Genomic DNA, 13,075 nt, shown 5'->3' on the forward strand with positions numbered 1-13,075 from the left:
TAGGGAAACTTGACCCTGGATCAGGTTGTTTTGACTTGATCGTTATAATCTAAAATTCTGTAGATTAATTAATCCTGTAAATTATCATTCAGCTAAAACCATTCAAACTATATTAACTTCTGATAAACATTCATTTAACATTACATTATTGCATTAATTTTAGAATGTTTGCTTACGTAATAACACACAACAAATTGAACAGTATTTCAGTCAACTACTTAAGTTCTTACACCTTCACAAATATTTGATTTACAACATTATAACATTATATTAAATACGACACTGAACCTTCAACCAACAAATTACAATACGAGGAGAAAATTGTGCATAAAATGAACCCATTTTTATCTAAAAAAAGTACACTTTTGCACAACTAAAAAAAGGACAAATAAAGAATGCAAAGCTACCAGGAATTTCTGGACCTGAGCGTGGGTTTCCCGCAGGAGGGTTTCGAGATCATAGATGACGAATTATATTTTCACGACCTGAACCTTATGGAGATGATCGAGACTTATGGTACCCCTTTGCGGTTTACCTATGTGCCTCTGATCTCTAAAAAGATACAGCAAGCTAAGCTGATGTTTCAACAGGCAATTATCAAGAACAATTACCGTGGTAGTTATAAGTATTGCTATTGCACCAAAAGTTCTCACTTTAAACATGTGGTTGAAGAAGCGCTGAAGAATGATATCCACCTGGAAACTTCGTCGGCCTTTGATATGCCCATGATTGATGCACTGGAGAAAAAAGGGGTCATTAGTAAAGACATTACTGTAATTTGTAATGGCTTTAAAACCTACCAGTACAAGCAGTACATTGTTGATATGCTGCACGACGGGTTTCAGAACATCATCCCCGTACTTGACAATAAAGAAGAGTTTAACATTTACGACGACGAAATTGAACTGGACACCCCTTGTAACCTGGGTATCCGCATAGCTTCAGAAGAGCAACCCGATTCGCAGTTCTACACTTCGCGCTTGGGCATCCGTATGGAGGATGTGATAGACCTGTACTATAACAAGATCGAGAAGAATCCAAACTTCCGCGTAAAGTTGCTGCACTTCTTCATTAATTCGGGTATCTCAGATACGCCGTATTACTGGAACGAATTGGAGCGTTACGTTACTCTATATTGCAAATTCAAAAAGATTAACCCAGAACTGGATACCTTGGATATTGGCGGTGGTATGCCGTTTAAAGATTCGCTGGTGTTCGATTTTGACTATGAGTACATGATCAACGAGATCGTAAGCCGTATCAAGGAAATCTGTGCGGAGCACGATGTAGTGGAGCCTGATATTATTACCGAGTTTGGTAAATATACCTGCGCCGAAGCTTCTGGTATTTTATACAAAGTATTGGGCCGCAAGCAGCAAAACGACCGCGAAAAATGGCTGATGCTGGATGGATCATTTATTACCAACCTGCCCGATGTTTGGGCTTTGAACCAGAAATACATCCTGTTACCTATTAACAACTGGGATTCTGAATACGAGCGTGTGAACTTAGGGGGTATAACCTGCGATGGTCAGGACTATTACAACCAAGAGGCACACATGAATAGCGTGTATATGCCTAAAACCCGTAAGGTGCAATACCTGGGCTTTTTCCATACCGGTGCTTACCAGGAGGTACTGAGCGGTTACGGAGGTATACATCACTGCCTGCTGCCATCACCCAAACACGTGCTGGTACGCCGCAATCGCGATGAAACATTTAACTTCGAGGTGTTTGGCGAAGAGCAAAACAGTAAACAAGTTCTAAAAATATTAGGTTACACTGCCTAAAAGCAAAACGGCCCTCTTTAACGAGGGCTTTTTTGTTTTACCTTAGCCTGCAAGCAACCTACGCCACCATATTGCATGAAAGATATTCCTATTCATAAACTGGCAGACAGGGCAAACACTGGTTTAGTAATAAAGTATGCCGGTGAAGATGGGGAAATGTCGCAAAAGTTTAATGCACTGGGTGCACACCGCGACGATCATTATATTTTCTTCCTGATGGAAAAAGGGACTTGTAATATGATGGTCGATTTTACGGAGATTGTTATTGATGCCCATTCGTTATTTTACATATCGCCCGGCCAGGTTCATCATAGTTTGGGCACTACTAACCCACAAGGCTGGTTTATAGCGGTAGAAACTTCGCTGGTGCCGCAGGAGTTCAGGCTGGTATTCGAGAATCAGTTGCTATTGCAGCAGCCGTATCAATTGAACATCGAAAAGTTGGCTCATTGCTGCTCGTTGATCAAGCTTTTGCATCATCATTTTGCGAATAATACCGATAGTGCTTTCTATGTTGATATCCTACGGTCGTTACTTAACAGTTTTATTGCTACTGTAGCCTGTGGTTACGTAAGCATGGATAAGCCGGGCCAAAAGCATACCCGCCCCGCACAAATTGCACACGACTTCAAACAACTCATTGGCAAGCACTATAAAACAGAAAAGAGTCCGTCTGCTTATGCATCCATGCTCAATATTTCCGAATCTTACCTTAACGAGGCGTTGAAGAAAGTAACCGGCTTTTCGGTATCGTATTGGATTACCCATGAGGTTATGCTGGAAGCCCGGCGCTTGCTGTATTACAGCGAGGCAACTGCCAAGCAGGTAGCCCATGAGTTAGGTTACGATGATCATACTTATTTCTCAAGATTGTTTAAGAACAATACAGGGAGTACTCCTTTAGCATTTCGCAGCACTTACCGCAAATAATCCAATCTCTACCCTATCGCATCCATTTCATAGCTAACGTATTGCTACTTTCTTTGCATTGATAAATCATCACTGCCATGAGTAATTTTACATTTCAATTCAAAAAAAAAGCTGCCGAATTTTTAGATACCCGCATTTCAAAAACAGGCCGTGTGCTTGAGGTCAGAAAGTGGGAACCATCTACTCTTATAGAAATTGACCTGCACCTCCCTCAAACCTCAATGGACGATTGGAACGAGGTACCCTACATGAAATGCAAGGTAGCCGACCTTACCTACCGCGACTATACCCCATCGGGTTGGGACGCTGAGACACAAACTTGTACCTTGTACATTGATGCCGGACACAATGGCCCTGGAAGCCTTTGGGCGCAGCAATTAACTAAAGGCGATAACGTAACTTACATAGGCACCAACAGCACACGCCAGGCACCAACGCCAACAGCATCAGTAATTTGCCTGGGCGATGAAAGCAGCCTGGGCCACTTGTTAGCTATGCAACAGCTTACCATGCCGCAAACGCGGTTTACAGGCGCTGTAGTTATAGGTAACGAACAAAACAGGAATTTATTTAAAGAATACTTTAAGTCGCCGTTGCAACCCATTCCACGTTCAGATATTTACGGTCACCATGGCCTTACCGAGTGGCTGCTACAACAAACGTTTGCCTTGCAAAATACCTTCTTTTATATTGTGGGTAACAGCACTATGGTTGCCGAATTGCGGAAACTTTTAAGGAAACAAGGCTACAGTAAAAACCAAATGCAATGCCACGGCTTTTGGAATTAACTATACAGCATTTTATAATTCATATACGCTAAAACCAGCAATCCTTTAAGTTTAAGCATAACGTAAAGGATTGTTAGTTTTAAAATAGTTGGCTGATAAATCAGGTACAGGTGTTTTAAACACCTGTGCAAGCGTCTTACACCTCGCGGTTCAAATCCCAGTTTTCCAGGTAATCGGCCACACGCTTCACAAATGATCCGCCCAAAGAACCATCAACCACACGGTGATCGTATGATAATGACAGGTACATCATATGACGAATGGCAATTACATCGCCTGTAGGCGTTTCCAACACAGCAGGTTTCTTCTTGATAGTACCTATAGCTAAAATAGCTACCTGTGGCTGGTTAATGATAGGTGTACCCATAATATTGCCGAACATACCAATGTTGGTTACGGTAAAAGTGCCGTCGGCAGCATCATCGGGTTTTAGTTTATTGTTGCGGGCACGGCCGGCTAAATCGTTCACGGCTTTTACCAAACCAACGAGGTTCAGCGTATCGGCACGGCGAATAACCGGCACTATTAAATTGCCGTTAGGCAGAGCCGTAGCCATACCTATGTTAATATCTTTCTTCTTAATAATTTGCGTACCGTTAACCGATACATTGATCATCGGAAAATCGGCAATGGCTTTAGCCACGGCCTCTATAAATATAGGCGTAAAGGTGATCTTTTCTCCTTCTTTACCCTCGAACTTGCTTTTTACCTTTTCGCGCCAGTAAACCAGGTTAGTTACATCAGCTTCTACAAACGATGTTACGTGTGCCGAGGTATGCGTGCTCATTACCATATGGTCGGAAATCAAACGGCGCATACGGTCCATCTCAATAATTTCATCACCACCTGATAGAGAGCGGGGTGCGGAGTACTGAGTTGCGGGGTGCAGGGTTTGAGATTGCGGGGTAGCTGCAGGTGCTGGGTGCTGAGGCTGCATACCATTGCGGTTAGCTAAATAACCTAGCATATCATCCTTAGTTACCCGGCCTTCGGCACCGGTGCCGGGTATGGCATCCAGTTCGGCCTGGTTGATGCCTTCCTGGTTGGCTATGTTACGCACCAGCGGCGAGTAAAAACGAACCGTGCTTGATTGTACTACAGGTTTGGCAACAGGAGTTTCCGCTTTTGGCAGCTGATCTAACCCCGGTAAATCAACAGGTGTTTCGGGCTCAGGTACGTGCTCCAGATCCATAACAGGCTCTTGCACTACTACGGGCTCCTCTTCTGCCTCGTTGGTTTCAATGATAGCAATAGGGCTACCAACCTGTACCACCTCATCTTTTTTAAATAACTGCTCCACCAGCACACCGCTAACCGGCGATGGTACATCAGAGTCTACCTTATCAGTGGCAATTTCTACTACCGCATCGTCAGCATCGATCTTATCACCCGGGTTTTTAAGCCAGCTGATCACTGTTGCTTCCGCAACACTTTCGCCCATTTTAGGTAGCAGCAGTTGGTATTTAGCCATATCGAATATATACAGTTGAAGCCCCAAAATTACTTATTTATCTGCAAGAAGTATTCATATTCGGTAAAAGTGTTGGCGTTAATTGTTAGCGTGGTAATTGTTGGTTGTACGGCGGTTAAAAAGATTGAGGCAGGAGAAATAGAACTGGTGAGAGCCTTCAAATTCTCTTGCAATGTCAACACTTTGAGAACCCCTTTCCATTCGCGTGGAAACGCTTCGAGAAACCCCTCCCTGCCCTCCCTAAGGAGGGAATTTTAAGGCCTATTAAAAGGAGTAGCATTTTTCGGCAACCCTGCAGATATTTTTTTAAAAAAAAGCGCGGGAATGCCAGCGCACCCGGCCGGGAGTTGGCCTTGAGGGCAAAGGCAGGGATTGTGCTGGCTTGGCCTTTTTGCTTCTTTTGTGGCTAAGACAAAAGAAGTAGCCTCTCGCGGCGATGAGCGAGACGAAGGTTGTTCATCAGCACTAACCAGAGTTTAAAACGCAGAGATCTTACCGCTCGAACAGGATTTCTCACTATCGTTCGAAATGACAGCGATAGATTTATAATAAACAAGAAACACTACTCAGCAGAAATTAACGTATTCAACATCCCAAGCGCAGTAATAGCCGAACGTTCAATATTCTGCTGGCGCTTATTACCAAAAGTAAATTTCTTAACCACCATTTTACCTTTCCCTGCTACCCCTATCCAAACTGTACCCACAGGTTTGTCATCAGTACCACCACCCGGGCCGGCAATACCGGTTATGGCAATGGCATAGGTCGACTTGAAATTCAGTAATGCACCCTGTACCATTTCGGTAGCGGTTTCTTCGCTCACGGCGCCGTATTTCGTCAAGGTATCATGGGCAACACTCAGCATACTTTCTTTTAAACTGTAAGCGTAAGATACCGCCCCACCCAAAAATACTGCGGATGAGCCCGCATGTTGCGTAAACAAATGTGCCAGGTAACCACCTGTACAGCTCTCCGCTAACGACAACGTTTCGCCGCTTTGCTCCAGCTTGTTCATAATGGCTTTCTCGAGGGCAATATCTTCTTCAGCAGCGATGATGCTGCCCAGGCGCTGGGTTAATTGCGTGGCAAATTCATCGATCTCTGCTTGTAACGTAGTTTCATCATCAGCATAGCCACTCAGGCGCAGGCGTACCTGACCTAATTTAGGAAGATAAGCTAACTTGATGTAAGGAGGTAAACTATCTTCAATATCGGCTATCCGCTCGGCTAAGAATGATTCGCCCTCTCCTACCGTAAGCAATGTTTTATGGATGATAACGGGAAGCTTAAACGTAGCTTTCAGCTTAGGAATTACCTGCTGCTCTACCATATACATCATCTCGTGCGGTACGCCGGGCATAGATACATAAATCTTTCCCTCATGGTTAAACCACATGCCGGGCGCTGTACCGTTTTGGTTATTGAGCACTTCGCAGTTGGCAGGTACCTGGGCCTGCTGGCGGTTAACCTCCAGCAGCGGGCGGTTGTACTTGGCAAAAATACGGGTTACGTTATCCAACGCTTCCTGGTTTTCAACAAAGCCAACGCCAAAGTAATCGGCCAGGGTTTTCTTGGTAATATCGTCTTTGGTGGGGCCCAGTCCGCCGGTTATCAGGATAATATCGGCACGTTGTTTAGCTTCGGCCAGGGCTTTTAAAATATGCTCGCGGTCGTCGCTAACCGACGATATTTGCTTAATGCGTATCCCGATGGCGTTAAGTTCGCGGGCCATCCAGGCCGAATTGGTATCTACGATCTGGCCAATGAGGATCTCATCGCCAATGGTTATAATTTCTGCCAACATTAATTGTTATAATAATCTTTCCGCTTAGATAGTTTCAGATCCTGCAAAATTGATGCTTTTACCCGCAAATCAACACTGAAAGACTTGTAGATACCGAATGGCGTCCACTGAAATGAAAGATCCCAGCAGTGCAGATCGCGGTAGATAGAAAACTGCGTAATACCCAGCTTTGCCGCCTTCACATCATAATTGGTGGTGTACTGTACCTTCCATTTAGGCGATATGTTAACATCGCCGCTGGCGCTTACCGTACTGGAAGTAGTTTTGCTGGTAATAACGTTATTATAGTTGAAGTTAAAGTTAACGCTTAAGTTGTAAGGCACGTTAAAATCAACATACTGGTTAGGATCGTTATTAATGAGACTCAGCCTGTCGTACTGGTTAGGCGTCATGTTTCCCAATGTATTTTGGGTCGACGGCGTTTTCTTGCTGGTCATAGAGTTTAAGCTAAAACTCATGGAGAACGACATGTTGGTTAACGTTGGGAACGCATATTGGTCTAACCGGCGTGCGTATCTTACCAGTGTTCCGTTGCTGATAGAGTCGCGCAGCTGCGCTTTGTAAGGGTCGAGCGTTCCATTCAAACTAAGAGAAACTTTTTGGTTAAAAATAGCTGAGTGGGCGTTGAACCCTACGGGCGACAAACGGAACGAATCGACCGCGAAGTTGTAAGCCGTGCTGAAACTCAAACCCTGTAAAATGCTGACCTTACGTGGCGCTCCGGAGGTATCAGTGCTGCGGGCTTTCATTTTAGCTTCAATGGTATTATCAACCGATAAACTTATACCGGCAAACTTACCGCGGCTTGGTCCGCCATAAACCGAACTTTCAAAAATAGAGTAATAGGTTGATGATACGGGGTAAGGCGGCACGGCATCACTCACAGCACGGCGGTAATAGCCATAGCCCGGTGCACCAAAATCGGGGCGGTAATTAAAGCTTACGTTAGGTGTCATTACGTGGCGTATAGCCATTAAGTTTCCTTTTTTAAAGGTTAACTGGTTATACACCTTGGTAGAAAAGCCGCCGTTCAATGAATATTCGCCGGCGCGGGTAAAGCCTTGCACCGTATCTACAATAGGAATTTCGCCCGAGCTGATGGTACCGCGTGGATACCGTTTGCGGATGCTTTGAAAATACCAACGCTCGGTATAGTTGGCACTGGTATTAAACTGGAAGAATTTAAACACGTTCAAATTTAACCCGATAGGAATATTGTGCTGAAACCCGTTCTGTAAACGCCTGGTCAATGTTTCTTTGGAAAACAACTGCGACTCGGGCACATCATTTATTTTATTAGTACCTTGTAAGGTATAACTTACGGTTAAACGCTGATACCATTTTTGCTCTCCTACCCTGTCTTTAGAATCGAAAGGACTAATGGAGGTCATGTTAAAGTTAAAGGTAGGCAACTCTAAAGAAACCGTTTTGCGCGTAATATCCTGGCTATGCCCCAGGTTTGCCGTGAAACTGAATGGCGTACCCGCCCAGTTGCGGCTGTACGAGATACTCGAACGCAGGTTATTTTGGGTAAGTTGCTGTATATTATAACCCGTGGTGGCCGGATTATTGGCATAAAACGACGAAGTAGCGGCGTTTACCGAGGCGCTGAACGTACTACCCGGGTGTGCATTGGCGTCTTGCGAATGCGACCACTGAATGTTAAAATCTTTGGTAAAAGGATCGCCCGATACGCCGTAATTGTGCGAACCAAAGTTGAGGGCCAGCGTACCCTGGTAGGTGTAGCGCTTCAAATAACGCGCCGTGGTACCAATTTCAAATGAGCCTTTGGAGTACACCGTAGCCATGGTGGTTAAATCGAGATAATCGCTGAAGGCTTTGTAATAACCAAAATTACGCAGGAAGAAACCCAGGCGGCTATCCTCACCAAACGAAGGCAAAATCACACCTGATGCACGGCTGTCGGGCTTGGGGAAAAACCCGAAAGGTATGGCCAGCGGCAGTGGTACCCCGGCAATTTCTAAATAAGCGGGGCCGGAGATAATGCGGTTCTTTTCACCTATACCCTTGGTAATCACAATACCAAAGTGGGTATCGGGGTACGGAAGCGAACAGGTACTAAATAAGATGTTATGGTAGGCAACCTCGGTTTCGTTCAGCTTTTTGGCCTCGCCACCGGTAATAAAATTGCCCTCCTGCTCGGTTGAGGTATTGTAAGATAGCGCCCGCTTGGTTTTATAATCGTACAAAATAGAGTCGGCCGTTAAGGGAGCGTCATCTTTATTTTTGGCAATGGGGCGGTTGCTATAGCGGCGTGTTTTAGGATCTATACGGCCGCTGGCAAAAATGAGGTGGTTCTTTTCATCTATCCTTATATAGTCGGCATCCAGCGAAAAATCTTCGTAAGTTACCCGGGCATTACCAAAAAGGTAGGTAATTTTCTTATCAGCATCAGTATAAGTAGAATCATCGGCAACAGCTTTTACTTCCGATTGTAAACCTCCGGCATTTTTTTTAGTCGTATCTGTGCGGGTTACTTTTTTGGTAGTATCGGCAGTGGCACCTTTTTTAGTTGCCGTGTTACGTTGTGTACGTCTTAGCAATCTCCTATCTTTAACCGAATCGAGTTTGATAAGAGTATCGGCCGCCTGCAATGGCTTTACGTAGCTGCGCTTGTTTGCAAAAGCTATAGCGCTAACTATTAAAACCAAGGCAAATAGAAAAAAGAACCTGATAAATTTCAAAATTGAATATGAATAGTATTTTTGCAGATATAGTTAACGGCGTTCAAAAATAATGAAAAATAAAGCTTTCAAAACATACATTTACGGTTTATTGGCATTACTTACTTGCTCTACCCAGTTTACTTACGCTTCTCACAACACAGATAGCATAGACACAGCAGTTTCTACCGGTTTTAAGCTTAAAACCATTGTAATAGATGCCGGCCACGGCGGTAGAGCCGGGGGCGCATCGGGTGCCTATTCTATGGAAAAGAATGTAACGCTGGCTTTGGCCTTAAAATTGCAACAGGCTGTACAAAAAGAATTGAAAGATGTTAATGTGCTTATGACCCGCACTTCAGACATTTATGTACAGAACGGGTTGCGGGCAGATATGGCTAATGAAAACAAGGCTAACATTTACATCTCTCTGCATTGCAATGCCTTACCTAATGTAAGAAGAGTAGTTAACGGCCGATCGGTATCGGTGCCAAATCATACAGGCAGAGGCGTTCTGTTGCTGGTAAACAGGATAGGACGTTCAAACGAACAAGTGGCTGCTATTCGTGAAAATGAGTACGCTGAAATTGAAGCAACTTATTCGAGCAGGAAGGAGAAAACACCCGATCCGGCACAAGCCATGATTTTAAATGCCTTTCGCGATAAATTTCGTAAACAAAGTATACGTCTTGCAAGTTTAGTGAATAATGAATTTGTAGATACCGACGGCCGACGTACATTGGGCGTAATTGAACAGGGTGTAGAAGTTTTAGCAAACACAGCTATGCCCTCCATACTGGTAGAAACTGGCTTTATTGATAACCCTGAAGAGGAAGATTATTTAAACTCGGATGCCGGACAAGCCGAAATCGTAAATTCAATTGTAAGAGCAATAAAACAATATAAGCATGAACTGGAGCAAACAGCCCAGTAACATAAAAAAACAACTAAATTACATAACCTTGAAAATATCTAACGAAACCAAAATTGGAATACTAACCGTAGTTGGACTGGCCATATTAATATTAGGATTCAGCTACCTTAAAGGCAACGATGTATTTTCGAGCTCCAATAAATTTTACGCTATCTACCGCAATGTGGAGGGTTTAACCCTATCCAAACCTATATTGGTCAACGGTTTCCAGATAGGCCATGTATCTAACATGACACTGCAAACCGAAAGCGGCTTCACCGTAGTTGAGTTTAAGGTTGATCCTAAGTATCCCATTCCTGCCAATACACTGGCAAGGCTTGAGAGTACCGATCTTTTGGGAAGCAAGGCCATTATATTTGAATTAGGCAACAGCCGCGAGCTGGCCGAAAACAAAGATACCTTACGTGCCGATATTCAGGGTAGTTTGGCACAAAGCCTGCAACCGGTACAGCGTAAAGCCGAAATTTTGATGGAAAAGGTAGATTCAAGCTTAGCGGCCATTAATAAGATTTTAAATCCTGAGTTTCAGCGTAATGTTGACCGCAGCTTTTTAAGCATAGCCAACTCGTTACAAACTTTAGAGGGTACTACTAAAAAAATAGACCGCTTGGTGGGTGCACAATCGGGCCATATAAATGCTATTATGAGCAACGCCGAAGCACTTACGGTGAGCCTGCGTGCCAGCACCGGTCGTTTAAATACTACCACTGCTAACTTTGAGCGCCTGAGCACCGACTTGGCTAACTCTAATATAAAAGGTACGCTTGATAATGCCAACAAAGCAATGGGTGACTTACAGGCCACAGTTGCCAAAATTAATAGCGGACAAGGTTCTTTAGGCTTATTATTGAATGATAACTCGATGTACAACAACCTCAACTCGGCATCGGCTAACTTGAACAACCTGTTCATCGACCTTAAAGCACATCCAAAACGCTACGTAAGTTTCTCGGTGTTTGGCCGCAAAGCAGATTAAGCAGATTTTAGCATAAAAGGAAAGCCCCCGTACGAAGTTGTATCGGGGCTTTTTTGTGAAAGATTTTTTCTTATAACATTCATGTCATTGCAAGGAACGTTAGTGACGTGGAAATCGCAAGGCGACCGGCACAAACGACATTGACACGCTGTCGCTCGCAAACGACATCATAAGTTATTCAGCTTTGTCCGTTCAGGCGTCCACGCCTGAACGCATTTTAGTGTAAGCGTCCACGCTTACTTAAGCCACGTACTTTATTTCGCAAGCGTGGACGCTTGCATCAAGAGCATTCAGGCGTGGACGCCTGAACAGGCAACAAAATTGATTAAATTTATTTGAGTAACCTTACACCATATCATCACCTATAGTATAGGTATTACCTTCTATAGCTAATTCAGTGTTTTGGAAAACGCCGCGGGCTTCATCAAGCAGTTCGTTGAGGCTTTTGTAGCGGGCAGAGAAATGGCCTATTAACAAGCTTTTGGCTTGGGTTTGTAGTGCTACCTGCCCTGCCTGCCATGCGGTGGTATGGTGGGTTTTATTGGCCCTGTCAAGTAAGTTATGCAAAAACGTAGCCTCGTGGTAAAGCAGGTCGGCATTGGCAATTTGTTCAAAATACCTTTCGTTATAAATGGTATCTGAGCAAAAAACGTAGCATTTGGGCCTGTCAGAATCAACGGTGAGGTCGGTGTTTTTGTAGACCTTACCATCGGCGGCTGTAAACGGCGCACCTTTTTTTAATAAGGGGTAATGCTCAATTGGAATGTTTAGCGCTTCTGCTTTTTCTTTAATAATCTTACGTAAACGCTTTTTTTGCCTGAATAAGAAACCGGTGGTTGCAATGCGATGATCGAGTGGAATGGTTTCAACAATAACATCCTGGTTTTCGTAGATCACCGCAGGCTCATCGGGGTTGGTGGGTATAAACTGCAGATCGTAATGCAGGGTGGTATCAGAATATTTAAACTGAATATTGATAATCTCTAACAGTGGTGCCGGGCCAAACAATTTTAAGGGCTTGGTGCGCCCGTTAAGGTGCATAGAAGAAATTAATCCTATAAGGCCGAGGTAATGGTCGCCATGCAGATGGCTAATAAAGATATGATCTATTTTGCTGGACTTAATTTCGTACTTCAGCATTTGAACCTGAGTACCTTCGCCGCAGTCTACCAGGTACAGGTGCTCATTGATATTAAGCACCTGCGCTGTAGGATTTCTATTAAATATGGGTGTTGCTGAACTGCTTCCAAGTATGGTTACCTCAAATTTCATAATAGGTAAACCACGTAAATGTTATTTTGCTTCTCTTTTCAATTCTTTTTCTATCTCTTCCATAAAAATATGGTCAATAGCTTCTTCGGTAGTTGGAACGATGGTTAAAACGTTATCTAATTGCGAGATGCTTATCAAACGTGAAACGGCATCATTAAGGCAGGCTAATATAAAACTACCCTCGGCATTTTTGCATAAACGGTGACCAACTAACAAGCTGCTTAAGCCCGATGAATCGGCAAATTTAACCTGACAGAGATCTAATATAATGTTACGCTGACCCTCAGTATTAATCAGGATCAACTCAGATTTTAGTTGAGGCGTAATCAATGAATTCAGTTTTGATTCGTTCAGCTTAATCAAAACATATTTTTCATGTTTATCAACAGAGAATTTCATGTTAAAATAATTATAGGGCTAAAGATA

At 43.7% G+C, this 13,075-nt stretch carries 10 protein-coding genes; 5 read left to right on the top strand and 5 right to left on the bottom strand.

Annotated elements, in window-relative coordinates; all coding sequences use genetic code 11:
• Positions 1–395 precede the first annotated feature (395 nt).
• From IEV61_RS00580 to IEV61_RS00590, 3 genes are all read left to right on the top strand, one after another.
• Positions 396–1,790 (top strand): arginine decarboxylase, encoded by a 1,395-nt coding sequence (locus IEV61_RS00580; protein WP_188412821.1) that lies wholly within the window; start codon positions 396–398, stop codon positions 1,788–1,790.
• A 75-nt stretch (positions 1,791–1,865) separates the two neighbouring features.
• Positions 1,866–2,720 (top strand): helix-turn-helix domain-containing protein, encoded by an 855-nt coding sequence (locus IEV61_RS00585; RefSeq protein WP_188412824.1) that lies wholly within the window; start codon positions 1,866–1,868, stop codon positions 2,718–2,720.
• Positions 2,721–2,797: 77 nt separating this feature from the next.
• Positions 2,798–3,508 (top strand): siderophore-interacting protein, encoded by a 711-nt coding sequence (locus IEV61_RS00590; protein ID WP_188412826.1) that lies wholly within the window; start codon positions 2,798–2,800, stop codon positions 3,506–3,508.
• Between the two features lie 136 nt (positions 3,509–3,644).
• Here IEV61_RS00590 and IEV61_RS00595 read toward each other — a convergent pair whose 3' ends face one another.
• From IEV61_RS00595 to IEV61_RS00605, 3 genes are all read right to left on the bottom strand, one after another.
• Positions 3,645–4,979 (bottom strand): dihydrolipoamide acetyltransferase family protein, encoded by a 1,335-nt coding sequence (locus tag IEV61_RS00595; protein WP_188412828.1) that lies wholly within the window; start codon positions 4,977–4,979, stop codon positions 3,645–3,647.
• A 562-nt stretch (positions 4,980–5,541) separates the two neighbouring features.
• A complete protein-coding gene (locus IEV61_RS00600; RefSeq protein WP_188412830.1) occupies positions 5,542–6,783 on the bottom strand; it encodes a competence/damage-inducible protein A in 1,242 nt (413 codons plus the stop codon).
• On the bottom strand, positions 6,783–9,455 hold the full coding sequence (locus IEV61_RS00605; RefSeq protein ID WP_229746986.1) for a putative LPS assembly protein LptD: 2,673 nt from the start codon (positions 9,453–9,455) through the stop codon (positions 6,783–6,785). Before IEV61_RS00605 ends, IEV61_RS00600 begins: the two co-directional genes overlap by 1 nt.
• Before the next feature lie 85 nt (positions 9,456–9,540).
• Here IEV61_RS00605 and IEV61_RS00610 point away from each other — a divergent pair, with 85 nt between their 5' ends.
• Together IEV61_RS00610 and IEV61_RS00615 are read left to right on the top strand one after the other, a co-directional pair.
• Entirely contained in the window at positions 9,541–10,401 is an 861-nt protein-coding gene (locus IEV61_RS00610) for an N-acetylmuramoyl-L-alanine amidase family protein (RefSeq protein ID WP_188412834.1), read from the top strand.
• On the top strand, positions 10,376–11,377 hold the full coding sequence (locus IEV61_RS00615) for an MlaD family protein (protein ID WP_229746987.1): 1,002 nt from the start codon (positions 10,376–10,378) through the stop codon (positions 11,375–11,377). The genes IEV61_RS00610 and IEV61_RS00615 overlap by 26 nt, the downstream gene beginning before the upstream one ends.
• A 345-nt stretch (positions 11,378–11,722) precedes the next feature.
• On the opposite strand, the gene IEV61_RS00620 is transcribed toward IEV61_RS00615, so the two are convergent.
• Both IEV61_RS00620 and IEV61_RS00625 read right to left on the bottom strand, forming a co-directional pair.
• Positions 11,723–12,649 carry a ribonuclease Z gene (locus tag IEV61_RS00620; RefSeq protein WP_188412838.1) on the bottom strand — a complete coding sequence of 309 codons (927 nt, stop codon included), beginning with the start codon at positions 12,647–12,649 and terminating at the stop codon, positions 11,723–11,725.
• 21 nt (positions 12,650–12,670) lie between these two features.
• Positions 12,671–13,048: an STAS domain-containing protein gene (locus IEV61_RS00625; RefSeq protein WP_188412840.1), complete on the bottom strand. Its 378-nt coding sequence runs from the start codon at positions 13,046–13,048 to the stop codon at positions 12,671–12,673.
• Between the last annotated feature and the right edge of the window lie 27 nt (positions 13,049–13,075).

The organism is Mucilaginibacter galii (assembly GCF_014635825.1).
In the GTDB taxonomy this organism is placed as follows: Bacteria; Bacteroidota; Bacteroidia; order Sphingobacteriales; family Sphingobacteriaceae; genus Mucilaginibacter; species Mucilaginibacter galii.